The organism is Salinispora vitiensis (genome assembly GCF_000378825.1).
GTDB lineage: Bacteria > Actinomycetota > Actinomycetes > Mycobacteriales > Micromonosporaceae > Micromonospora > Micromonospora vitiensis.
In genome coordinates this window covers 4,938,366-4,962,373 of record NZ_KB900388.1, presented here as the reverse complement: position 1 = coordinate 4,962,373, position 24,008 = coordinate 4,938,366, and the positions used below count along the sequence as shown (strand labels likewise).

At 71.3% G+C, this 24,008-nt stretch carries 19 protein-coding genes; 9 read left to right on the top strand and 10 right to left on the bottom strand.

Features of this window, described 5'->3' with window-relative positions; all coding sequences use genetic code 11:
• Positions 1 to 68: 68 nt before the first annotated feature.
• Both SALPAC2_RS0123445 and SALPAC2_RS0123440 read right to left on the bottom strand, forming a co-directional pair.
• The gene (locus SALPAC2_RS0123445; protein ID WP_018219063.1) at positions 69 to 2,330 is read right to left on the bottom strand and encodes an MMPL family transporter; all 2,262 of its coding nucleotides are present in this window, start codon (positions 2,328 to 2,330) and stop codon (positions 69 to 71) included.
• A 51-nt stretch (positions 2,331 to 2,381) separates the two neighbouring features.
• On the bottom strand, positions 2,382 to 3,170 hold the full coding sequence (locus tag SALPAC2_RS0123440; protein ID WP_018219062.1) for an LmeA family phospholipid-binding protein: 789 nt from the start codon (positions 3,168 to 3,170) through the stop codon (positions 2,382 to 2,384).
• A 198-nt stretch (positions 3,171 to 3,368) separates the two neighbouring features.
• On the opposite strand from SALPAC2_RS0123440, the gene SALPAC2_RS0123435 reads away from it, so the two are divergent.
• From SALPAC2_RS0123435 to alsS, 3 genes are all read left to right on the top strand, one after another.
• Positions 3,369 to 4,124: a response regulator transcription factor gene (locus SALPAC2_RS0123435; protein ID WP_018219061.1), complete on the top strand. Its 756-nt coding sequence runs from the start codon at positions 3,369 to 3,371 to the stop codon at positions 4,122 to 4,124.
• Positions 4,121 to 5,536, top strand: a complete 1,416-nt coding sequence (locus SALPAC2_RS0123430) for a sensor histidine kinase (protein WP_026185073.1) — start codon at positions 4,121 to 4,123, stop codon at positions 5,534 to 5,536. Before SALPAC2_RS0123435 ends, SALPAC2_RS0123430 begins: the two co-directional genes overlap by 4 nt.
• A gap of 134 nt (positions 5,537 to 5,670) precedes the next feature.
• A complete protein-coding gene (alsS, locus tag SALPAC2_RS0123425) occupies positions 5,671 to 7,350 on the top strand; it encodes an acetolactate synthase AlsS (RefSeq protein ID WP_018219059.1) in 1,680 nt (559 codons plus the stop codon).
• A gap of 104 nt (positions 7,351 to 7,454) precedes the next feature.
• On the opposite strand, the gene SALPAC2_RS27405 is transcribed toward alsS, so the two are convergent.
• The 3 genes from SALPAC2_RS27405 to SALPAC2_RS0123410 form a co-directional block, all read right to left on the bottom strand.
• Positions 7,455 to 8,837 carry an autotransporter outer membrane beta-barrel domain-containing protein gene (locus tag SALPAC2_RS27405; protein WP_026185072.1) on the bottom strand — a complete coding sequence of 461 codons (1,383 nt, stop codon included), beginning with the start codon at positions 8,835 to 8,837 and terminating at the stop codon, positions 7,455 to 7,457.
• Between the two features lie 385 nt (positions 8,838 to 9,222).
• Positions 9,223 to 9,414 carry a DUF397 domain-containing protein gene (locus SALPAC2_RS0123415; RefSeq protein WP_018219057.1) on the bottom strand — a complete coding sequence of 64 codons (192 nt, stop codon included), beginning with the start codon at positions 9,412 to 9,414 and terminating at the stop codon, positions 9,223 to 9,225.
• Positions 9,405 to 10,172 (bottom strand): DUF5753 domain-containing protein, encoded by a 768-nt coding sequence (locus SALPAC2_RS0123410; protein WP_018219056.1) that lies wholly within the window; start codon positions 10,170 to 10,172, stop codon positions 9,405 to 9,407. Before SALPAC2_RS0123410 ends, SALPAC2_RS0123415 begins: the two co-directional genes overlap by 10 nt.
• Before the next feature lie 180 nt (positions 10,173 to 10,352).
• Between SALPAC2_RS0123410 and SALPAC2_RS0123405 the strand changes: the two genes are divergently transcribed.
• From SALPAC2_RS0123405 to SALPAC2_RS0123395, 3 genes are read left to right on the top strand one after another with little or no spacing between them, the layout of a single operon-like run.
• Positions 10,353 to 10,571, top strand: coding sequence for a hypothetical protein (locus tag SALPAC2_RS0123405; protein WP_018219055.1), 219 nt, complete (start codon positions 10,353 to 10,355; stop codon positions 10,569 to 10,571).
• Complete coding sequence (locus SALPAC2_RS0123400) at positions 10,571 to 10,786, top strand: hypothetical protein (protein ID WP_018219054.1); 216 nt, start codon at positions 10,571 to 10,573, stop codon at positions 10,784 to 10,786. The genes SALPAC2_RS0123405 and SALPAC2_RS0123400 overlap by 1 nt, the downstream gene beginning before the upstream one ends.
• Complete coding sequence (locus SALPAC2_RS0123395; RefSeq protein WP_026185071.1) at positions 10,783 to 11,052, top strand: hypothetical protein; 270 nt, start codon at positions 10,783 to 10,785, stop codon at positions 11,050 to 11,052. The genes SALPAC2_RS0123400 and SALPAC2_RS0123395 overlap by 4 nt, the downstream gene beginning before the upstream one ends.
• A gap of 104 nt (positions 11,053 to 11,156) precedes the next feature.
• Here SALPAC2_RS0123395 and SALPAC2_RS0123390 read toward each other — a convergent pair whose 3' ends face one another.
• Positions 11,157 to 12,659: a glycerophosphodiester phosphodiesterase family protein gene (locus tag SALPAC2_RS0123390; protein ID WP_223874126.1), complete on the bottom strand. Its 1,503-nt coding sequence runs from the start codon at positions 12,657 to 12,659 to the stop codon at positions 11,157 to 11,159.
• 221 nt (positions 12,660 to 12,880) lie between these two features.
• On the opposite strand from SALPAC2_RS0123390, the gene SALPAC2_RS0123385 reads away from it, so the two are divergent.
• Both SALPAC2_RS0123385 and leuE read left to right on the top strand, forming a co-directional pair.
• Entirely contained in the window at positions 12,881 to 14,320 is a 1,440-nt protein-coding gene (locus SALPAC2_RS0123385; RefSeq protein ID WP_018219051.1) for an MFS transporter, read from the top strand.
• 91 nt (positions 14,321 to 14,411) lie between these two features.
• Positions 14,412 to 15,074, top strand: a complete 663-nt coding sequence (gene leuE / locus SALPAC2_RS0123380; protein ID WP_018219050.1) for a leucine efflux protein LeuE — start codon at positions 14,412 to 14,414, stop codon at positions 15,072 to 15,074.
• A 45-nt stretch (positions 15,075 to 15,119) separates the two neighbouring features.
• On the opposite strand, the gene SALPAC2_RS0123375 is transcribed toward leuE, so the two are convergent.
• From SALPAC2_RS0123375 to SALPAC2_RS0123360, 4 genes are all read right to left on the bottom strand, one after another.
• Complete coding sequence (locus tag SALPAC2_RS0123375; RefSeq protein WP_026185070.1) at positions 15,120 to 16,049, bottom strand: sporulation protein; 930 nt, start codon at positions 16,047 to 16,049, stop codon at positions 15,120 to 15,122.
• A gap of 23 nt (positions 16,050 to 16,072) precedes the next feature.
• The gene (locus tag SALPAC2_RS0123370) at positions 16,073 to 17,137 is read right to left on the bottom strand and encodes a hemolysin family protein (protein WP_018219048.1); all 1,065 of its coding nucleotides are present in this window, start codon (positions 17,135 to 17,137) and stop codon (positions 16,073 to 16,075) included.
• Positions 17,134 to 18,492 (bottom strand): hemolysin family protein, encoded by a 1,359-nt coding sequence (locus SALPAC2_RS0123365; protein ID WP_018219047.1) that lies wholly within the window; start codon positions 18,490 to 18,492, stop codon positions 17,134 to 17,136. Before SALPAC2_RS0123365 ends, SALPAC2_RS0123370 begins: the two co-directional genes overlap by 4 nt.
• A gap of 284 nt (positions 18,493 to 18,776) precedes the next feature.
• The gene (locus tag SALPAC2_RS0123360; RefSeq protein WP_018219046.1) at positions 18,777 to 19,172 is read right to left on the bottom strand and encodes a hypothetical protein; all 396 of its coding nucleotides are present in this window, start codon (positions 19,170 to 19,172) and stop codon (positions 18,777 to 18,779) included.
• 172 nt (positions 19,173 to 19,344) lie between these two features.
• Between SALPAC2_RS0123360 and SALPAC2_RS0123355 the strand changes: the two genes are divergently transcribed.
• Complete coding sequence (locus tag SALPAC2_RS0123355) at positions 19,345 to 23,964, top strand: ATP-dependent helicase (RefSeq protein ID WP_026185069.1); 4,620 nt, start codon at positions 19,345 to 19,347, stop codon at positions 23,962 to 23,964.
• Positions 23,965 to 24,008: the final 44 nt, after the last annotated feature.

The following is a 24,008-nucleotide window of genomic DNA, read 5'->3' as shown; positions in this document are numbered from 1 at the left end:
TCGTACGGGTCAATCAGTGAGCCCGCCGCTCCGCCGGCAGCGGCGCTGCCGGCAACCCTCCACCTCGTCTACCGCACGCCGCCCGGGTCAGCTGCCCCGACAGCGGCCTGGGCGTCGGCCGGCGGGAGCCGGTCGGGCGTCTCGTCGGGCGTCTCGTCAGTCACGGGGGACGCCTCCAGGTCGACCCGGGGCATGAGCCGGTCCAACCAGCGGGGGAACCACCAGTTGGCGCGGCCGAGCAGCACCATGATCCCCGGCACCAGGAACCCACGGACGACCACCGCGTCGAGCAGCACCGCCACGCCGAGCCCCACCCCGAACATCTTGATCAGCGGGTTGTCCTGGCCGGCGAAGCTGATGAAGACGCTGAACATGATCAACGCCGCCGCGGTGACGACCCGTCCCGCCGAGCCGAGCCCGGTCACCACCGCCCGCCGGTTGTCCCGGACCGCGTGCCACCGCTCGGCGATCGACGAGACCAGGAAGACCTCGTAGTCCATCGACAGCCCGAACAGGATCGCGAAGAGGATCAGCGGGATGTAACTCTCGATCGGCACCGGCCCGTCCAGCCCGAGCAGCCCCGTGAGGTGGCCCTCGGCGAAGGCGAAGGTGAGGATGCCGTACGCGGCACCGACGGAGAGCAGGTTCATCAGCGCGGCGGTCAGCGGGATCACGAAGGAGCGGAACAGGACGACCAGCAGCAGGAAGCTCAGCGCGATCACCACCGCCAACACCAGCGGCAGCCGCTCCGCCACCTGGTCGGTGAAGTCGATCTTCGCGGCGGTCTGGCCGCCGACGTGCAGCTGCGTACCGTCGGTTGCCAGCGGCGGCAGGATCTCCGCACGCAACTCGGTGACGAGGTCACCGGTGGCCGGGTCGCTGGGCGCGGTCGTCGGCACCACCTGCCAGAGCGCACCACTGCCGTCGGTGGAGACCCGCGGCCCCTGCACCGACTGCACACCGGGCACGTCCGCCAGGGCGGAGCCGAGAGCGACGGCCTGCCGCTGCACCGTGGCCGGGTCGGTCTGGGCGGTGTCACCCAGGTCGGCGACGACCAGCAGCGGCCCGTTCACGCCCGGGCCGAACGCCGACTCCAGCAGGTCGTAACTCTGTCGGGTGGGCGTACCGACCGGGTCGTGGCCGCCGTCCTGCTGGCCGAGCTCCAGGTCCGCCACCGGCGCGATGAAGACCGCCAGCACCATTAGCGAGCCGACCACCGCCAGCCACGGCCGCCGGGCCGTCCGCTCGCCGATCCGGTGCCACCAGCCCGCCTTCGGCGCCTTCTTCGAGCGACGCCGCGGCAGCGCCCCGGCGTCCAGCCGCGAGCCGACAACCCCGAGGACGGCCGGCAGCACGCCGACCGCGGCCACCACCGACAGTCCGACCGCTACGGCGGCGGTCCACCCCAGCGAGGTCAGCAGCGGCAGCCCGGCCAGCAGCAGGCCACCGAGGCCGACAGCGACGGTCGCGCCGGCGAAGAGCACCGCCGCGCCAGCGGTGGCCACCGCGACCCCCAACGCCCGCTCGTGTGGTTGCCCCTCCTGCCGGGCCGTGCGGTACCGCACGACAATGAAGAGTGCGTAGTCGATGCCGACGCCGAGCGAGATCATGCTCGCCACCGTCGTCGCGATGTCCGGGATCGCTCCTACCTGGCTAAGCAGCCCGATGGCGGCGAGCCCAAGCACCAGGCCGACCAGTGCGGAGAGCAGGGGTAGGGCCATCGCCGCGGCCGCGCCGAGGGCCACCAGCAGGACGACGGCGGCCACGGCCAGACCGATCAACTCGCTGCGGTGCCCCGGGTCCCCGGCCGCAGCCTGGGCGAGCTGACCACCGGGGAGCACCTCCAGCCCGGCGTCCACCGCCGGGGTGGCGGCGGCCAACACGCGGTCGGCATCCTGCTCACCGAGGGCGGCGGGTGGCACGTCGAAGTAGACCTGCGCGTACGCGGTGTGCCCGTCGGCGCTGATCCGCGGCGCGGGTTGGCCGGGCTGCTGCGGGAATGGGGGCACCACCTGGGTCACCCCTTCCACGTCCCGCACCGCCAGCAGCGAAGCCTCGATCGCCGCCCGCCCCTCGGGCGCGGTGACCGAGGAGTCCGGGTCGTGGAACACCAGGGTGCCGTTGCCGAGGGCGGAGGCGGGGAACACCGCGTTCTGGATCTCCTGCGCACGGCTGCTGTCGCTGCCCGGGATGGTGATGCCGTCGTCGATGCTGGTGCCCACCGTCACCCACGCGCCCACGACCGCCGCGGCCACTAGGAGCCAGGCCGTGAGCAGCTGCCAGGGCCGGCGGGCGGCCAGCCGGCCGTACGAGTACAGGGCGTTACGCACCGAAACCTCCGAAGGGAGTGGGGTGGATCTGGGTCACTGGATCGAGGGCCGTCACGCGCGGCAGTCACCCGCGGCGGCGAGGTCGTTGGTGTCGAGGCCGGCCTGCAGGGTCAGGCCGTCGGCGTCGACGGCGACGCGGTCGGGCGTCAGACCGTTCGGGAGGCCCGGCAGGGCGACGTGGCGCGGCTCCAGCTGCCCCGCGAGCTCCGGGTCGCGTCCGCCGAGCAGCGGGGCGACCAGGTCCACTGGCAGCTGTTGCCCGGCCACCTCCACCGTGGCCGGGGTGAGCACCAGCTCCTCGCCGGCCAACGCGAGATCCATGAGTACGCGCATCTCGCCGCCCAGGACCACGCCCGGCCGGACCACGGCGAGTTGGTCACCGGCGTTCTCGAACCACTGCTGGCCCGCTTCGGTGCCGGGCAGTTGGTCGTACGGCAGGGTGATTGTCGCCTCGGCGCCGGCCACGTCAACCGGTTCGTCCGAGAACGGCCGGGCGTGCACGTCACGCAGGGAGAGCTGGAGGTGGGTCGGCCCGGCCTCGGTGTCGACGATGCCCTGCACGGTCACGTCGCCCAGGTCGCCGGTCAGTAGTCGCGGAGTGATGAGCGGGCCGGGCAGCGAAGTGGTCAGCTCGGCGCCGTCAAGGCGACAGCCGACCGCCGCGGACACCCGCCGTTCGACCGCCCCGGCGAGGAACCGATCGGCACCGTAGGAGAGCACCAGCGCGACGACGACCAGCACCAGCGGCAACCGCAACCGGCGGGCCAGCGAGCGGTCGGCACGGCGGGGCTTGGTCCGGCTCGGTCGGCGGGCCCTGGTCGACAGATCAGTCCGGCTCATGCCCCAAGGCAACCGCACCGACCTGCCGGTCCCCTCCGGCGTACCTTCCGGTTTGCTGACGATCCGGATCGGGCGACGCGGACCGGTCGCCGCCGGGGACGTTCCGCGGACGGTCCGCGTCGAGCCTTCAGCAAACCGTCAGCGGTTCGGCAGCCGATTGGCAGGTTCCCCGGTCCCCGCGCCGGAGATACTGACGCCATGGCCGGACCGACAGGACGTTCCGCCCGGCAACCGCGGCCGGGCTCCACCGCCGAGCTGAGCTCGGTCTGGCGGGCCCGCGTGCTGGTGGTGGACGACGAGCCGGCCCTGGCCGAGCTGCTGCTGCGCACACTACGGGTCGCCGGGTTCGACGTCCGGTCCGCCGGCTCCCGGTCCGAGGCGCTGACGGCCGCCGACGAGCTGGCCCCGGAGTTAGCGATCGTGGACGTGATGCTGCCCGACGGCTCCGGCTTCGACCTGGTCCACGACTTGCGCCGCCGGCTCCCGGAGCTCGCGGTGGTCTTCCTGACCGCGAAGGACTCGCTGGAGGACCGGCTCACCGGGTTGAACCTCGGCGGCGACGACTACATCACCAAGCCGTTCAGCGTGGCGGAGGTGGTCGCCCGGGTGAACGCGGTGCTGCGCCGCCTCGGTGGGCGACCCGGCGCGGCCAACCGGCTCGCCGTCGCCGATCTGGAACTCGACGAGGACGCGCACACGGTGACCCGGGCGGGCACGCCGGTCGAGCTGTCGCCGACCGAGTTCCGGCTGCTGCGGCACCTGCTGGAGAACGCCGGCCGGGTCCTGTCCAAGCAGCAGATCCTGGCCCAGGTCTGGCAGTACGACTTCCCCGGCGATCCGGGGGTGGTGGAGAAGTTCGTCAGCCAGCTCCGGCGCAAGATTGATATCTCGGACCCGCCGTTGCTGCACACGGTACGCGGCTTCGGCTACGTCCTGCGGGAACCGCCCGAATGAGGCGGCCGGCCGTGCGGAGCCTCCGCGGCCGACTGCTGGTGGGCACGGTAGCGCTGCTGGTGGTCGGGCTACTGGCCGCTGATGTCACCGCCTACCTGGCGTTACGTCGATTCCTCGCCGAACGGGTCGACAACACCATCGAGCTGGTCCTCGACCGGGGATTGGCCCGCGCCCGCCTCGCCGGGCCGACCCTGCCCACCACCGGCCTGGAACAGCTCGTACCCGCCAACGCCTACCTGGCCCTCTACGACGCCGAGGGCGACCTGGTGCTGGCCCGGCTCCCCCTGCAGCACGGTGACGCACGGCCGCCCGTGGTGCCGTCGGTCAACGAGCTGCCGGCGCACCCGGTGACCATCGGCGCCGACCCGGAGACGGCGCTACGGGTGCGCCGCGAGCTGCTTCCCCCCGAGCAGGCCCTCCCGGTGGAGTTCAACGGGCAGGTCCGTCCGGTAACCGGGCTGGTGGTCGGGGTGTCCCTGGCGGACAACGCGGCGACGCTGCGCCGGCTGGTCCTGGTCCAGGGGATCGCCGGGCTGCTCATCGTCGTCCTGGGGGTGGCGCTGGCCCGGCTGGTACTCACCACCGGGCTACGACCGCTGCGCGCCATGGGGGACACCGCCCGGGAGATCGGCCGCGGCGACCTACGCCGACGCGTACCCGTGGGCGACCCGCGCACCGAGATCGGCACCGTCGCCACCGCGCTGAACGAGGCGTTCGACCAGCGGGAACGCAGCGAGGCGTTGACCCGGACCTTCGTCGCCGACGCCTCGCACGAGCTGCGCACCCCGCTGAGCGCGGTACACGGCTGGGCCGACCTCTACCTCAACGACGGAATCACCGACTGGGACGGCGTGGACGAGGCGATGCGCCGGATCCGTACCGAGAGCACTCGGATGGGGGCCCTCGTCGAGCAGCTCCTCACCCTGGCCCGGCTGGACGCGCACCAACCGCTGGCGCGCGCCGCGGTCGACCTCGGCCGCGTCTGCGCGGACGTGCTGGACAGCCTCCGGGTCACCGCCGCCCACCATCGACTCACCCTCGCCGCCGACGAGGGGGTCACCGTCACCGGCGACGCGACCGCGCTCCGCCAAGTGGTGCAGAACCTGGTCGGCAACGCGGTTCGGCACACCCCACCCGGCACAGCGGTCGAGGTTCGGGTCCACCGTGACGACGCGGACGCCGTACTCGTCGTGCACGACGAGGGGCCCGGGCTCGACGCGCCGGGGCTGGCGCACGCCTTCGACCGGTTCTGGCGTGCCGACCCCGGGCGGGCCGCACCCGGCGGCACCGGGTTGGGCCTGGCCATCGTCCGCGACATCGTCGAGGCGCACGGCGGCACCGTGGCGCTGGACTCGGCACCCGGGCAGGGGCTGACGGCCACCGTACGGCTGCCGGCCGCCGCCGCGCACTAACCCGAGCCGGGTTCCCGGGGTTCGCCGAGGTTCTGACTCCGCGGACCGCGTAGGTGCGCTCATTACGGGTACGTCTCCGACGCACTTGTCCGGGTAAGGCGTTGAGACGTGCGGGTGAGGGGAGCAGGGCGACGGTGGGTACGACGGAATCCAGCCCGACCCGCGTCGCCCAGCGCGTCGTCGAGGTGTTGCAGGCGTACGGCGTGCAGTACATTTTCGGCGTCCCCGGAGCCAAGGTCGACGCGATGTACGACGCGCTGGCGGACGGTGGACCCCGGCTGATCGTGTGCCGTCACGAGCAGAACGCGGCGTTCATGGCCGCGGCGGTCGGCCGCCTCACCGGCATCCCCGGTGCCGTGCTGGTGACCTCCGGACCTGGCACCGCCAACCTCGCCACCGGCCTGCTGACGGCGTCGACGGAGCAGGATCCGGTCATCGCCCTCTGCGGCGCGGCGTCCCGCGTCAACCGGCTCAAACGCGCGCAGCAGTCATTCCACTCCGCAGCCCTGCTCGCCACGGTGACGAGGTACACCGGCGAGGTCTCCGACCCGGACAACGTGTGCGAGGCGCTGAGCAAGGCCATCCGGACGGCGACCACCGAGCCCCGAGGAGCCGCCGCGGTGGTGCTTCCCCAGGACGTACTCGCCGCGTCGACCGCGCAGACCCTGCACCGGCCGGCGCCGGTGCCCCGGCTGAACGCGGCGCCGCCCGAGGCGATCGCCGAGGCGGTACGGCTCATCCGCTCGGCGCGGCGGCCGGTCGTGCTCGCGGGCATGCGCTCCGGTGAACCGGAGGCCAGCCACGCCCTGCGTGCCCTGATCGGCGAGACCGAGCTTCCGGTCGTGGAGACCTTTCAGGCCGCCGGGGTGCTGTCCCGCGAACTCGACCACCACTGGGCCGGGCGAGTCGGGGTGTTCCGCAACCTGCCGGGCGACGTCGTGATGGCGCACGCGGATCTGCTGCTGACCGTCGGCTACGACGAGGTGGAGTACGCCTCCGCCGACTGGAACACCGATTCGACCCGCACCATCGTGCACGTCGACTCCATCCCCGCGGAACTCGGCAATCACTACCAACCGACGCTCGAGCTGCGGGGCGACCTGGCCGCCACGCTCCGGCAGCTGGCCGGACCGCTCGCTGGGCTCCGCCTCCAGCCCGATTTCCGGGAGCTGATGGACGCCCAACGGCGGGCGCTCTCCGAGATCGACCTGGAGGCGCGCTCCGCCTCGGACGACTCCCGCGGCCTCGAACCGCCGGCAGTCGTCCTCAAGCTGCGTGAACTGCTGGCCGACGACGCCACGGTGGCCTGCGACATTGGCTCGTTCTACCTGCACATGGCGCAGCATTTCCGCGTGCACGCGCCAGGGCACCTGCTGTTCTCCAACGGCCAACAGACCCTCGGCGTCGGCCTGCCCTGGGCCATGGCCGCCTGCCTCGTACGGCCAGGGCGACAGGTGGTGTCGGTCTCCGGCGATGGCGGATTTCTGTATTCCAGCGCGGAACTCGAGACCGCGGTACGCCTCGGCCTCACCTTCACGCATGTCATCTTCCGGGACGACGCCTACGACATGACCCGCTTCGAGGAGCGGCTCAAATACGGCCGCGCCAACGGTGTTGACCTGGGGTTCCTCGACTCCGCCGCCTATGCCCGGTCATTCGGGGCGAACGGCTACCGGGTCTCCAGCGAGGAGGAGCTGGTCGACGTACTGCCCCGTGCGCTTGCCGAGCCCGGCCCGTCGGTCGTCGATGTGGCCATCAATTCGGTGCGCAACATCCATCTGGGCCAGAGCCTGCTTCCGGACAGCTTCGACTAGCCGCCGCTCCGAGCGAACGGGCCCACGGTGGGAACGGCGGAGGGTCCCGCGTCGCCGGCACACGGCGAAACGGGACCCTCGTGAATCGGATTGTGCGCGATTCGTTACCCGGCGCAGTCGGGCACGATGCCGGAGCAGTTGTTCGGCCGGTTCTTGATCACCACAGTGCCGGTGGCGGGGTTCAGCAGGACCGTGCCACCCGCCTCGTTGTAGATGCCGCCGCCGTCGGTGACCGCGATGTTCTTTATGACCTTGGTGTTGTACAGCGCGGCCGTCCCCGTGGCGGCATTGTAGATGCCGCCACCCAGGTCGGCCTGATTCCCGACGATCTTCGTGTTCAACAGGGTCAGCTCGTCGGCGTTGTAGATTCCACCACCATTGGTGCCCGCCCGATTGTTCTCGACAGTGCTGTCCGTAACGGTCATCGTGCCGCCGGTCTCAATGGCCAGAGCGCCCGCCAGCTCGCCCGCGACGTTATCGGCGAGGGTGACCGAGGAGAGGTAGACCTGCGTGCCTACGTTGGCAAGGATTCCACCGACCGCCCCGTTAGCCGTGTTGCCCGAAACGCTACTGTCCTCGACAACCGCCGAACCACCATTCACGATGATTCCACCGACCACATCCTGGGCGAAATTGCCGGAGATGGTGCTGCGCTGGACCAGCGCACTCCCCGTAGTTGCCACCCCACCGCCGGCAGCGGTGACATTTGCGCCTACGCTGGACTTGGTTACTTCAAGCACGCCGGAGCTGCTGATGCCGCCGCCGAGAATGCCAGAGGTATTGCGACTGACCGTGGAGTGTTTGACCAGGGTGGTGCCGTCGTTGGCGATGCCACCGCCGTTGTCTCCGGCGATGTTGCGGGTGATGGTGCTGTGGTTGGTGGTGAGTGTCCCGCCGGTGTTGACGAGGATTCCGCCGCCGTCGGTGTCGGCGTATCCGCCGGTGATGGTGAGGTGGTTGAGGGTGAGGTCGCCGCCGACATCGACGGAGAGGATTCTGAACTGTTCGACGGCGGCGGCGCGTTCGATGACAGTGTGTTTGCCGCCGTTGAGGGTGATCGGGGCGGTGATGGCGGGGAGGCCACTGCCGTCGAGGTTGGCGGTGAGCAGGTAGGTGCACTTGCTGGCGAGGTCGAGGATGGCGCCGTCGCGGGCGTTGGCGAGGGTGATCGCGGCGATCAGCTTGTCCGCGTCACACGGCACCGGAATGCCCTTCGACTTCTCCCGCTTCTTCCCCGACACCTCGCCGTCGGCCTTTCCTTCGGTGCGGTGGCTCTCAGCAGTGCGTCGATCAGGCTTTCCGGGCCGATCGTCGGCGGCAGCGGAAGTCCCTCCGACGGAGCCGGCAGCCGGCCCGCCGGAGACACCGACCGCGGTGCCGGTGAGAGCTAGGCCGGCGACCCCGGCCAGTCCAACAGCCCACCACCGTGAACCGGCCCTACGTGAGCCAGAGCGGCTCAGTTCGCGCTCCTGACGCTGATAATTCATGGCGATCTCTACGTCCTTCCCCGTGAACGGCGAGGAACCGACCGCCCCAGGGGCAGATCGACCTCGGCTACCCGGCAGGCGGCAGCAACCTCCTTGAGCTAAGCCAGTAAAATTCACGTTGACCTGCATACGCGAAAATTGCCCCCAAAAAGGTACAGACCGGACGAGTCGGCCGGATGATCGCCTCGATGAGGGTCACGCACTGAAGATCGGCTGACTAAACCACGGCACCGTCCCGACGCAGGATCGACTGCCGCCTGATCCGCACGTCGACCACCCAGATCGACTGAACCCCCAACCTGGCAGACGGCCGGGTTGGGGGTTCAGTGTTTACCGAGTGGTCGGGGCTGCCCAGGGCTTGGGCAGAGTTGCCCGGTGGGTGGGGTCAGGGCTGGCCGGGGAGCTGGGCGACGAACGCCCGCCACGCCGCTGGCCCGAAGACCAACGCCGGCCCGGCCGGGTCCTTGGAGTCCCGGACCCCCACGACACCGGGAAGGTTACCGGCGACCTCGACACAGTTGCCGCCGTTGTTGCCGCTCTTGCTGCTCTTGCGCCACCGCGCGCCGATCAGGTCCATGAACTTGCCGCTTCCCTGAGCAGGTCTCGGGACTGCGCCCGGGAGAGAGCCTCCCCGCGGATGCGTTCCCACCGTCGACTCAGCGTAGCAATATCCGTGACGCCATCGACCAATTGCGCCTTCGCCTGGCTGTCCACATGGGCCACCACTGTGCCCTTCTCCAACTCGGCGAGGGTGAACGGACCGCCGAGCCCAGGGTGCATACCGGCCGAGAGCGGCACGACATGGATCGACACGTTCGGTAACTCCGCAGAGGCCACCAACTGCTCGCACTGCTCCCGCATCAACCCGCGGTCGCCGTAGGCGGACCGGCGGAGGATCAGCTCGTCGAACACCGCGATGAACATCGGCGCGCGGTCCCGACGCAGGATCGCCTGCCGCTTGATCCGCGCATCGACCAGCTCCTCGACCGCCTCGAGGCTGAGCGCCTCCCCGGCGAGGGTCGCCCGCGCGTACGCCGCGGTCTGCAGCAGGCCCGGCACCCAGGCGAGCTCAAAAGTGCGGATCGACACCGCTTCGCGTTCGATGTCTACCCACGGGCGGAACCACGCCGGCTCGCGGCGCCGCACCGCATCCGGCCACAGCTCCTCCACCTCCCGCTTGAGGATCGCGGCCACCTTCGCGCGGTGTCGGGTCTGGGGAATCCGGCCACGGCTCGCCCACTTCGCGGCCGTCTTCGGATCCACCCCGATCTGAGCTGCGAGGCTTTCGGCGGTCTCGCCCGCCTCCGCCATCGCCGCGATGACTGCGTGGTTCATGCTCCAACCTCCCTCAAACGTTCCAGACGTCCCAAAAACCTAGTACTACGCGGTGTGTTCGCCCCACAACTGTCGGAAAGCTGCCGGTAGACGACGCGAACCGATGGCGGGCCCGACCCGCCGGAGGCACTGCCGGACCGCAACCACCAACCAGCAACCACCACAGCCGGGAGGCGAGCCGTGCCAACGATCACCACCGCGCCACCACCACTACCGCGACGGAGGCGCCGCGCCGCGCTCGCCGACGCGATCAGCCCCGACCACGCCGTGGCCCTCTCCGACGGGGAGTTGGAGCGGCTGCTCTCCGGTGGACGGGTGGTCGGCCGGGCCCGCGTCGTCCACACCGCCCCCGGTGCCAACCTCCTCGCCGCGCTGCTCGCGGGGCTGCGGAGACTGTGATGGCCGATGACAACCCGACCACCGACCAGCCGGCGCACGCTGGCCGGCGCGCGTACCGCGACCCGCACGGGTCGCCGCCGCTGCCCGACGGCGACCGGGTGCGGCCGAGCGCGCCGCCCGCTCCCCCACCGCCCGCCACCACCCGGCACCGGCTGATCGCGGCGCTCATCCTGGTGATCATCGTGGCCGCCATCACACTCCGGGTACTGCGATGACGACCAGCCCGAGGTCCTCAGCTCCGGGTGGGCCGGCCCCCGATCGGCCACACCTACCGATGCGCCCGCTGTGGGGGTGCGGCAGCTGCCAGGCGGAGTGGCCCTGCCCGGCAGCCCGACACGCCCTCCTTGCCGAATACCGCACCGACCGCACCGCGCTGCGGGTCTACCTGGGTGCCCTCATGTCCGAAGCGGCCGAACAGCTAGCCCAGGTCCAGACCCACACCGCCTCCGACCTGTACCGCCGATTCCTGCTGTGGGTATAGCAACCGGCGGCTGTTACGCCGAAAGCGAGTGACCCACCCGGGGCGGACCGGGTTGGCCACTCGCCTTCGCCAGCCGATCCGCGAGCCGTCAGCGGATCAGCGGGTCACTGCTTGACGCGGTCGAACTGGAAGTAGTCGATATTGAAGTTCTGGTAGGCGTCCTCGTCCATCCGCACCTCGAACTCGTGCGTACCCTTCCGCAGGTACTGGGTCCCCTCGATCTCCTGCAGCTCGAAGGCGTCGTGCGAGGTCGTGCCCACCACGTCCACCGGACCGGTCGTCGGCTGGCCGTCGAAGGTCATCGAGAACCGCCCCGCCGGGAAGTACGGCGACGACATCCGGGCGCTCACCCGGTAGTTGCCGGACTTCGGCACCTCGACGGTGTACTTGACCCACTCGCCGCCGCGGATGTAACACATCACGATCGCGGCATTGTTGTCGCAGATGTCCACGCCCTCGTACTGGCGAGCCACCGTGCCACCCTGGTTCTCGTCCTCCAGGTCGTGGTAGCCGATCCCCTTACCCGCCGGCGAGTACTCCTCGGCCTGCACCCGTACCGAACCCTTCGGCAACGACGGCCACTCCCCCTGACCACCGTGCTCCCGGTCCCGACTGGCCAGCCAGCTGACCAACTGCTCCGGGTTGTCAGTCTGGATCATGTCCGCCTGGTGCCGGTCCACCACCGCACCCCAGCCCTGCGCCGGATCCCGCAACGACGACTCGTCGGTGTAGCCGGCGGCGAGGCCGTACCACAGGGTGTTGACCCAGACCCGGGCCCGCTCGCGGAGCGCCGCCACCACCGCCGGCTGGATCTGCGGCTCGGTGAGCCGGTCGAAGACCAGCTCGTACGCCTCCGGCTGGTGGTCGGTGAACCCGTCGAGGTCGCCGGCGTTCTCCTCCTTCACGACATGGACGTAGAGGATTTCCGGGTCGGTGGCGAGGAACTGCTCGACCTCCGCAACCGGCGCCGAACTCTTGAACAGAACGTGGTCCAGGGTGCCGGTGTCGACCAGGACGTCGTACGCCTCGTCCCGGATGTCCCACGCCTTGTCCAGGTTGACCATGGCGCGGCCCTTCACCTGCGCCATCGCCTCCGCCAGGGTCGGCACCCGCTGATCGGTCAACGGCGCCTGGTCGCCACCCAGGCCCACCTTCAACCGCAGCTGCTTCACCTCGGCCAGCGTCAACTCCGACACCGCACCGGTTCCGTCCGTGGTCCGGTCCACCGTGCTGTCATGCATCAACACCAGATGACCGTCAGCCGTACGCCGGACATCGATCTCCACCACGTGCGCGCCCGCCTTCACCGCGGACTTGATCGCCTTCAGCGAGTTCTCCGGTGCGGCACGCCAGTGCCCACGGTGCGCCACCACCAGCACCTCAGCACCCGGACCGTGCCGCAGGAACTGCTTGCGCACCTGCTCAATGGTGTGCGCGGGCGCCGACTCGACGGTCTGGGCGAGTGCCGACCCCGCAATTGGGGTGGCCCCGGCCGTGGCCTTGGCCCCCGCCACCGTCGGAGCCACACCGACCACCACACCCGCCGTCACCACGGCCAGCGCCCCACTCCACCATTTCCTACGCACGAGCAACTCCCGGGTAGACATCAGAATGATCAGCGGTCTGCGCCGATGCCAGCGCAAACCACCGTCATCCTGTCGGCCTCCCACCACGAAACGCGGGCCCCAGCGGTAACAACGCGGCGAACAGGTGCTGACATGCCGATGCCGGACGTTCAAGATCTTTAACCACATCCCCGGTTTCCGGTGATATCCCGCATTACCTTCAATGAGCACGAAGCGGTCATTTCATGATCAGGCGGGGGTGAATGTCGCGGACGGACGCCCCGGGCGAGACCGGGCACACCCGACGGTGGCGGATCATCGCCATCGCGGCAGCCATCTCCTTTCTCGGCTTTTTCGACCTGAGCGTCATCAACGTGATGCTGCCCTCGATCGAACGCACGCTCGGCGCCGGCAACAGCGCCGTCCAGTGGGTCGTCTCGGGCTACGCGCTGATGTTCGCGCTCGCGCTCGTCCCCGCCGGACGATTCGGTGACGCCAGCGGACGACGCCACGCGCTCCTCATCGGCCTCGCGTTGTTCACCGTCGCCAGCGCAGTCGCCGGAACGGCCGGCTCCGGCACCGTGCTGGTCGTCGCCCGGCTCGCGCAGGGCGCCGCAGCCGGTGTCCTCGTTCCCCAGCTCACGGCCCTGGTCGAGGAGTTGTTCCACCCCAAACGGCGGGGCCGCCCGTTCGGGGTTCTCGGTGCCACGGCCAGCGTCGCCACCGCGATCGGACCGGTGATCGGCGGGCTGATCATTGCTCTGGGTGGAGTGGAGAACGGCTGGCGGCTGGTCTTTCTCAGCAACGTCCCGATCGGCGTCGTCGCGGCGGTGCTCGTCTGGCGGGTGCTTCCGGCGAACCCGCTGAGCGACGCGACAGATCGCCGACCCGACCTGATCGGCACGCTGCTGTTGGGCACCGGAATCATGCTGGTGCTCCTGCCCGCGCTGCAGCGGGAACAGTGGCCGGGGCCGCTGCCGTGGCTGTTGCTGCCGGCCGGGATCGGCGTCCTCTTCGCCTTCCGATCCTGGGAGACCTCCCCGGCACTGCGCCACCCGCCGGTCTTCGACTTTCGCCTGCTCACCCACCGGACCTACCGCCTGGGGATGCTGCTCGGCTTCTTCTACTACGCCGGCTTCACCTCGCTGCCGCTGATCTTCAGCCTGCACCTGCAGTACGGTCTCCACCGCAGTCCGTTCCACACCGGGCTCACGATCGCGCCATTCGCGGTGGGTTCCGCGCTGGGCGCGCTGCTCGGCGGCCGGCACGTCGAACGACTCGGCCGCCGGCTGATCGCCGTCGGGCTACTCACCGTCCTGACGAGCCTCGCCCTGATGACCGCCCTCACCAGCATTACCGGGACGACCTTCTCGGTCCTGAACTCGTTCCCGCTGCTCCTCGCCGGAGTCGGTAGCGGCCTCGTGATCACACCGAACAACACCCTGACTCTCGCGCAGGTGCCCCGGCGAGACGCCGGCAGCGCCGCCGGAATGTACCGGACCATGCGGCAGGTCGGCGCCGCGATCGGGCTGGCGGTGATCACCGCAACCCTGCTCGGCTCGGTCGGCGCAAACAACGGACACTGGCCAACCGCCCTTCGCCACGCACTCCTCGTCGAGCTCGGCATCGTCACCGCCGCGCTGCTCACCAACCTCGCCGACGTCGTCGGTAGCCGCCGCCACCCCCTCGACTCGGCAGCCTGACCGTTCGCACAGCCCGCGCCCGGCCCTCGCGGTGGCCAACGACACAGACCAACGCCGGGAAAGGACTCGCCCCGGTGGTGTCGGCACCGGCATGATGTCCGGCGTGCTGGGGATCACCGACATCTGGACGTACGTGCTGGGCACCGTGGCGATCATCATGCTGCCCGGACCCAACTCGCTCTTCGTGCTCTCCACCGCCGCCAGCCGTGGCGTGGCAACCGGCTACCGCGCGGCCAGTGCGGTGTTCGTGGGCGACGGGGTCCTGATGATCCTCTCGGCCGCCGGGGTGGCGTCCCTGCTCCAGGCGTACCCGCCGCTCTTCCTGGTGATCAAATATGCTGGCGCCGCCTACCTGGGCTACCTGGGCCTGGGGATGCTGCGCGGGGCCTGGCAGCGGTGGCGGACCCGCCACGATCCGGTCGCACCGCGACCCCTCGACGCCGAGGACCCCACCCCCCAACGCAGCCCGTTCCGCCGGGCCCTGGTGATCAGCCTGCTGAACCCGAAGGCGATCCTCTTCTTCGTCTCGTTCTTCATCCAGTTCGTTGACCCGCACTACCCCTGGCCGGCGCTATCGTTCCTGCTGCTCGGGTCGATCGCGCAACTCATCAGCGCGCTCTTCCTGACGGTACTGATCTTCGCGGGCACCTTCCTGGCCGCCCAGTTCCGCCAACGCCGCCGCCTGGCCGCGGGCGCGACGACCACGGTTGGTGCGCTCTTCCTCGGCTTCAGTCTGAAACTCGCCACCGGCTGACCCACCCCGGGCCACCTGCCACCGCCAGCGGCTGGCCCACCCGGGTCACGTGCCATCGCCGCCGCCACCGCCGCCGCCGACGCCCGGGCCCCCGGCCGTACCGCCCAGCCCGAATCCCGGCGGCAATGGCGCGTCCGGAGGTCGGCTCACATGGGCAGACTCGTTGATCGGGGCCGACCAGTCGGCGTGCGCCGCCATCGCCGCATGCCGGTTGATCGCGCTCCGCAGCCACCCATCCACGGTCGCCACCCAGTCCTGCCGCTCGGCACCGTGATGCCAGATCCGAAACCGGCTGATGCTCTGGTGGGTGATCCCGGCCAACGCCAGTCGACGATCACACCAGAGGAGCACTTCGAGACCGGCGGAGTTGGCAATGAAGGTGACCTCCAGCTCGGTGATCGGCCCGGAATACAACGGCGCGACCCAGTAGCCCAGCCGTTGGTGCAGCGCGAGCTGCTGCTCGACCCCGGGCAACCGGGTGGCGACCGAGCCGGCCTGCCGCAGGCTGAACCCCAGCATCTCCAGGGTGGTGAGAATGTGCGCCTGGGCGATCAGCGGGTGCACGAAGAGCGGCACCATCGCACCCTGATCCAGCCCGGGCTCGATCGCCACCTCGGTACGCAGCCCCATCCGCAGGCTGAGCAGCGGCGCTCCGCCGACCACCGTTACCGGGGTCTCCCAGGGCATCGGGAACGAAAACGGAATACTGCGGGCCCGCCCGGCGCGCAGGACGAACCCGGTGGCGATCTCCGCCTGATGGAACTGCACCAGCCGCCGGGGGACCTCCGGGTCGTCCGGCTCGGCCGACGTGACCAGGCCGAGCCGGACATGCAGCACCGGAACGTCAACCGAGCCGGCGCTGACGATCACCCGCCCCGGCAGCAACAGGCCCGGACGGGTACTCGGGTTGGCCAGCGCGGTCCGGACGGTCAGCCCCGTCCGACCGGACTCCGGCGACACCCCCGTCAACCGCACCGGCCCCGGTTACCCAGACCAGATCAGCGCAACCGCCGTCCCCGCGGAACCTGGTCCGTCTCGTCGTCGAACTCGCCGATGACCTCCTCCAGCAGGTCCTCCAGCGCGACAAAACCGACCGGCCGGGTCGGCCCCCCGCCGTTGCGAACCAACGCCAGCTGGGAACGCCGGGCCCGCATCGCCGCCACCGCCTCGGTGACCGTGGCGGACGAGGGCAGGGTGAACGCGGTCGTCATCAGCTGCTCGGCCGTCGCCGTCGGACGGCTGGCCGCGGCCCGCACCGCCTCCCGTACGTGCACCAGCCCGCACACGTCACCGGCCTCGTCGAGCACCGCCAGGCGGGACCGCCCGCTGTCGCGGCTGACCTGCTCGATCTGGCCCGCATTCGCGTCCCGTCGCACGGTGACGATCCGGTCGAACGGCTCCATCACCTGCGCCACGGTGGTGCCCTGCAGCTGCAGCATGCTGGTCAGCAACTCGTGCTGCTCGGCACCGAGGAGCCCGTGCTCGCGGGACTGCTCCAGCAGCAGCCGCAGCTCCTCCGGGCCGTGCACCTGGGCGAGCTGATCCTGTGGTTGGACCTTGACCAGCCGCAGGATGCCGTTCGCCAGGGAGTTCAGCGCCGACAGCACCGGCCGGGCGACCCGGGCGAAAGCACGGAACGGCGGCGCCAACAACGTCGCCGACCGCTCCGCGTCGGTGATCGCCCACGATTTCGGCGCCATCTCCCCCACCACCAGGTGCAGGAAGGTCACCAGGCTCAACGCGAAGATCAACGCGATCACGTGGCTCGCCGCGCTGGGCAGGCCCACGGCGTACAGCAGCGGGCTGACCAGCCGCTCGATCGCCGGCTCGGCCAGCGCACCCAGCCCCAGCGTGCACAGGGTGATGCCGAGCTGCGCGCCGGCCAACATCAGCGAGAGTTCGCGTACGCCGTCCAAGGCAGCCCGGGCACCCCGGCCACCACCGGCGGCGGCCTGCTCCAGCCGGTAACTCTTGCTTGCCACGAGGGCGAACTCGGCGGCGACAAAGAACCCATTCAACGCCAGCAGGACCACCGAGGCCGTGAGGGCAACACCGACGCTCATGCCTGCACCTCCGGCTGGTCTTCCGACTCCTGCAGGCGCAGCCGGACCGAATCGGCGACGTGCCGGTCAACCACGAGCACCTCGACCAGCGCCCGTGGGCTGGCCGCCGCCTCATCCCCGTCCGCCGGCAGGGCGACCTCCAGTTGGTCGCCGACCTCGGGTACCCGGCCCAACTCCCGCATGACCAGCCCGGAGAGCGTGTCGTACTCCGGGGCCACGGGCAGCGAGATGCCGGTGCTGTCGGCGACCTCATCGATCCGCCAGCGGGCCGGCACCACCCAGGAGCCATCACGCTGCCGGGTCGGTGTCCGCTCCGGCGGGTCATCCTCGTCGCGGATCGGCCCCACCAGCTCCTCGGCGATGTCCTCCAAGGTGATCACGCCAGCGAAGCCGCCGTACTCGTCAACCACACAGGCGAGCTGCCGGTGGCTGGAGCGCAGCCGGTCCAGCACCGTCGGCAACGGCAGGGTCTCCGGCACCAGCAGCGGGGGAACAGCCACCGTACCGACCGGGGTGGTGGCTCGGCGCTCCAGCGGTACGCCGAGCACGTCGGCGATGCCGGCCACACCGATCACGTCGTCAACGCCCTCGGCCCCCTGGACGGGGAACCGGGAACGGCCGGTCTCGAGTAGCTCGACGACGCGGCTGACCGGTTCGTGGGCGCGGACGGTGTGCACGTCGACCCGGGGCACCATGGCTTCCCCGGCGGTGAGCTGACGGAAATCCAATCCGCGGTCCAGCAGGGTGGACATCTCCGCGGTCAGGTGCCCGCCCTCGCGGGACTCGGCGATGATCTGCTCCAGATCCTCCAGGGTGGCCCCGCTGGGCAGCTCCTCGACGGGCTCGACACCCGCCCGGCGGAGCAGCCGGACAGCGGCCCGGTCGAAGAGCTTGATCACTGGACCGGCGGCCTTGAGGTAGATCAGGGTGGAGCCGGCGAGCGCCCGAGCGAGCGCCTCGGGGCGGGCGATGGCGAGGTTCTTGGGCGCCAACTCACCCAGCACCATCTGCACGATGGTGGCGATGAGCAGCGCGAACGCGACGGACAGCGGCCCGCTAACCTGTTCCGACATTCCGGACAACCCGAGCAGATCAGCCAGGCCGGCGCCGAGATACGGCTCGGCGACGTAGCCGACCAGCAGTGCGGTGACCGTGATGCCGAGCTGGGCGCCGGAGAGCATGAACGACAGCCGCCCGGTCACCTCCAGGGCCCGGGCCGAGGCCTTGTCACCTTCGGCGGCACGCTGCTTGAGCTTGCCCCGATCTACGGCGACGTAGCCGAACTCCTGGGCCACGAAGTATCCGGTGGCTGCGGTGAGGACAACGATGAAGAGGAGCCCAACGACGATCAACACGGGAGCTTCAGGGCTCCCGTCGATCTCGGGGCCAGGGGTAGCCGGGCATAACCCGGCTCGCTACTGCTGCCCTCCTGGGCAGACGAGTCGATCATCCGCCTATTTTATCGGGAGTACCTGAAAGTCCGCTGGCGGTGCCGGAAGGGTATCGCGACCGAACCTTTCTGGCCGACCGACTGAATACCTGCACAGCTTTCGCTATCCCAGCGTGCCCCGACACTCCCGTACGGCCAGACGTGAACCGACCCGGAAGGCAACCAGCGGGGTGGCGGCCTCGGGAGCCGTCAGCGCGGCGGACTCCCGGGAGGCCAATCCCAACGCGCCTCGACCAGCAGGTCAGGACGCTCGAGGTCGAGCACGACGCGGTTGACGACCCGCTGGGCGGCGATCAGCGAGCGCACCGAGAGCAACCGCCCCCGGCTCTCCCGGCGCAGGACGAAGTAGTGCACGGCCGCGCGCACTCGACCCCGGTCCGCGGCACTGGCCCGGGCGGTGGAGACGACCAGCTCGCGCAGCACCTGGGCGAGCCGCTCGGCGAGTTCCAACTCGGGCTCGGCCAAGCCGGCGCGGACGGCGGCGGCGAGATGACCGTCGACCTTCCGGATCAGCACATCGGTGCCGGCCCGGGCCGCCCGCTTACCCGCCGTCGGCACCACCGCGGGCGCCTTCTCGACCGCCATCCGCCCTCCACTCGCGCTACATCGCGAGGAAGTTACTTTATGTTGTGGGTCACAATCAAGCAGTTAAGTAAGACTTAAGCTATCCATCGTTACATCCAACGCTTTTACCCTTCAGCCGGACAGAACACAGCAGCACCGGTACCTGTCGGACGGTGGGGGCACGATGAAGGGCGTGGCGAAGGAAACGGGCGGCGGCTCAGCGAGGAGCGCGGCCAGCGGCGCCGCCAGCGACACGGCGACCGAGGCGGCCGACGGCGGAGCGCTCGACGCGTTCGGCCCCGCGACCCGGAGCTGGTTCGCCGCGGCGTTCGCCGCGCCGACCACAGCCCAGGCGGGAGCCTGGCGCTCCATCGGTGCCGGCCGTAACGCACTGGTCGTGGCCCCCACCGGCTCCGGCAAGACCCTGGCCGCGTTCCTCTGGTCACTGGACCGGCTGGCCCGCGAGCCCGCACCGGCGCAGCCCCGGCAGCGCTGCCGGGTGCTCTACGTCAGCCCACTCAAGGCGCTCGCGGTCGACGTCGAGCGGAACCTGCGTACCCCGCTCACCGGCATCCGGCAGGCCGCCGCCCGGCTGGGTCTGACCCCGCCCGAGATCACCGTCGGCATGCGCACCGGCGACACCCCCGCCGACGAACGCCGCGCCTTCGCCCGGACCCCGCCGGACGTCCTCATCACCACCCCGGAATCGCTGTTCCTCCTGCTCACCTCCGCCGCCCGCGACTCGCTCCGAGGCGTGCAAACGGTCATCGTCGACGAGGTGCACGCGGTGGCCGGCACCAAGCGCGGCGCCCACCTCGCGCTGTCGCTGGAACGGCTTGACGAGCTGCTGCCCACCGCCGCCCAGCGCATCGGCCTCTCCGCCACCGTCCGGCCGGTGGACGCCTGCGCCCGTTTCCTCGGCGGAGCCCGACCGGTTGACGTGGTCGCCCCGCCCACCGCCAAGACCATCGAGATCGGCGTCCAGGTCCCGGTCGCCGACATGACCCTCCTGGACGAGCCGGAGCAGCCCGGGCCCGACCTCGACCGCCCCCGCCACGCGTCGATCTGGCCGGCGGTGGAGGAGCGGGTCTACGCCCTCGTCCGAGCGCACCGCTCCACCATCGTCTTCACCAACTCCCGCCGCTCCGCCGAGCGACTCTGCGCCCGACTCAACGAACTGGCCGCCGAGGAGCTCGCCGGCGACGCACCGCCGGGCGGGTCCGGGCTCGCAACCCGGCCCCCGGCCCAGCTGATGGCACAGGCCGGGTCGGGGACCGGCGCACCGCCGGTAATCGCCCGCGCCCACCACGGCAGCGTCTCCCGATCCGAGCGCGAACACATCGAGGAATCCCTCAAATCCGGGCAACTCCCGGCGGTGGTCGCCACCTCCAGCCTGGAACTGGGCATCGACATGGGCGCGGTCGATCTGGTCGTGCAGATCGAGGCGCCGCCGAGCGTCGCCGCCGGGCTCCAGCGGGTCGGCCGCGCCGGGCACCAGGTCGGCGCCGTCTCCCGGGGGGTGGTGTTCCCCAAGCACCGCGGAGACCTGCTCGCCTGCACGGTGGTCGCCGAACGGATGGCCGAAGGCGCGATCGAGGAGCTGCACCACCCCCGTAACCCCCTCGACGTGCTGGCCCAGCAGATCGTGGCGATGGTGTCACTCGAGCCGTGGCAGGTCAGCGACCTGGCCGACCTGGTCCGCCGGTCCGCGCCCTTCGCGGAACTGCCCGACTCGGCGCTGCACGCGGTGCTCGACATGCTCTCCGGCCGCTACCCGTCGACCGCCTTCGCCGAGCTGCGGCCCCGCCTGGTCTGGGACCGCGCCACCGACCTGCTGACCGGCCGGCCCGGCGCCCAGCGGCTCGCGGTGACCAGCGGCGGCACCATCCCCGACCGGGGTCTGTTCGGCGTCTTCCTGGCCGGGGCGGAGCGGGCCGCGCGCGTCGGCGAACTGGACGAGGAGATGGTCTACGAATCGCGGGTCGGCGACGTCTTCCTCCTCGGCTCCTCGTCCTGGCGCATCGAGGACATCACCCCGGACCGGGTGCTGGTAACCCCCGCACCGGGCCAGGCGGCCAAGATGCCCTTCTGGAAGGGCGACCAGCCGGGCCGCCCGGTGGAGCTGGGCCGGGCCATCGGCGCCCGCCTCCGCACCCTGCTGCGGACCGACGACAACACCGCCGTAGCCGCGCTGCGCGCCGGGGGCCTCGACGAATGGGCAGCCGGAAACCTGCTGGCGTACCTGCGGGAGCAGCAGGCAGCCACCCGTAGCCTGCCGGACGACCGGACCGTGGTGGTCGAACGCTTCCGGGACGAGCTGGGTGACTGGCGGCTCGCCGTACACAGTGTCCTCGGCGCCCAGGTCAACGCCGCGTGGGCGCTGGCCATCGGCCGCCGGCTCAGCGAGCGGTACGGGGTGGACGCCCAGGTGCTCCCCGCCGACGACGGGATCGTCGTCCGCCTGCCCGACACCGCCGCGGAGCCGCCGGGCGCGGAGGCGGTCGTCTTCGAGCCCGACGAGATCACCCAGCTGGTCGAGGAGTCGGTGGGCACATCGGCGTTGTTCGCCGCCCGGTTCCGCGAGTGCGCCGCCCGGTCGCTGCTGCTGCCCCGTCGCGACCCGCGCCGCCGACAGCCGCTCTGGCAGCAACGGCAGCGCGCCGCCCAACTCCTCGACGTCGCCCGGGAGTACGCGGACTTCCCGGTCACCCTGGAAGCGGCTCGGGAATGCCTCCAGGACGTCTTCGACCAGCCCGCGCTCGCCGCGCTGATGCGCGACCTGGCCGCCCGCAGCGTACGACTGGTCGAGGTGGAGACAGCGCAGCCGTCGCCGTTCGCCCGGTCGCTGCTCTTCGGCTACGTCGGGACGTTCCTCTACGAGGGGGACGCTCCCCTCGCCGAGCGGCGGGCCGCCGCCCTCACCCTGGACTCGGCCCTGCTCGGCGAGCTGCTCGGCCGGGTCGACCTACGGGAGCTACTCGACCCGGCGGTACTCGCCGAAACCGAACGCCAGCTGCGCTGGCGCACCGAACAGCGCCGCCCCCGCGACGCCGAGGATGTGGTCGAGCTGCTGCGGGTGGTCGGCGACCTGAGCAGCGCCGAGCTGGCCGAGCGGGGGGCGCCGGCGCAGTGGTTGACCGAGCTGGCCGCCGCCCGCCGGGTGCTGCGGGTCCGCATCGCCGGCGAGGAGCGCTGGGTGGGAATCGAGGACGCCGGCCGGCTGCGGGACGCGCTGGGTGTCGCGCTTCCGGTCGGCGTGGCCGAGGCGTACCTGGCCCCGGTGGCCGACCCGCTCGGTGACCTCATCGCCCGCTACGCGCGCACGCACGGGCCGTTCACCGCCGCCACCTGCGCCGCCCGGTTCGGGCTCGGAGTAGCCGTGGTCGAGGGGGCGCTGCGCCGGCTCGCCGCCGCCGGTCGGGTACTCGCCGGTGAGTTCGCCCCTGACTCGGTCGGCACCCAGTGGTGCGACGCCGAGGTGCTGCGCATGCTGCGCCGCCGCTCCCTCGCGGCGCTGCGCCGGGAGATCGAGCCGGTGCCGCCCCGGGCACTGGCCACCTTCCTACCCCGCTGGCAACAGGTCGGTGCGGCCGGGCGGGGGGTGCCGGCGGTGGCCGCGGCCCTGGAGCAGGTGCAGGGGCTGGCCCTGCCCGGGTCCGCCCTGGAGCGACTGGTGCTGCCGGCCCGGATCGCCGACTACTCCCCCGCCCAGCTCGACGAGCTGTGTACCAGCGGCGAGGTGGTGTGGGCCGGTTCCGGGGCGATCTCCGGCGGGGACGGCTGGGTCGTGCTCGCGTACGCGGACACCGCCCCGCTGCTGCTTCCCCCGCCGGATGCGGCCCTGACCCGTACCCCGCTGCACGACGCGGTGCTCGACGCCCTCGACGAGGGACAGGCGCTGTTCTTCCGTGCCCTCGCCGACCGGCTGGGCGCCACCGACGACACCGCACTCGCCGCCGTCGTCTGGGACCTGGTGTGGGCCGGGCACCTGACCAACGACACTCTCGCCCCGCTGCGGGCCCTGCTGGCCGGTCGCGGTGCGCACCGGTCCCGCCCGGCCACACCCCGCACCCGATACCGGCGACCCGGCCGCGTCGCCCTGTCCCGCAGCGGCCCACCCACCGTCGCCGGCCGCTGGTCGCGACTGCCCGAACGGGACACCGACCCGACCCGCCGCGCCGCGGCCCTCGCCGACGTACTGCTGGAACGGCACGGCGTGGTAACGCGGGGAGCGGTCGCGGCGGAGCAGGTGCCCGGCGGGTACGCCGCCGTCTACCCGGTGCTGTCCGCGCTGGAGGAGCGGGGCGCCACCCGTCGCGGCTACTTCGTGGAAGGGCTGGGAGCCGCGCAGTTCGCCGTACCCGGGGCGGTTGACCGGCTGCGCGCGCTGGCCGACCCGGCCGACGCTGGGCGGGCCCGCGCGGGCCTGGCCCTGGTCCTCGCCGCGACCGACCCCGCCAACCCGTACGGCGCGGCGTTGCCCTGGCCGGAACGGGTGGTCGACTCCGGAGACGGCGGCGGCCCGACCGGACACCGGGCCGGCCGCAAGGCCGGCGCCCTGGTGGTGCTGATCTCCGGCGGTCTGGTCCTCTACGTCGAGCGGGGCGGTCGGACGCTGCTCTCCTTCACCAACGACAACGACCTGCTGGCGACCGCCGGTAAGGCGCTCGCCGACGCCGTACAGGGGGGAGCGCTCGGGACGATCTCCGTCGAACGGGCCGACGGCGAGGCGGTGCGCTCGTCACCGCTGCACGACGCGTTAACCGCCGCCGGGTTCCGGCCCACCCCCCGCGGGCTCCGCCTCCGGGCCTGATCGGTCCGTCAGTTCCGGGCCGCCCCGGGGCTGTCCGCCGAGTG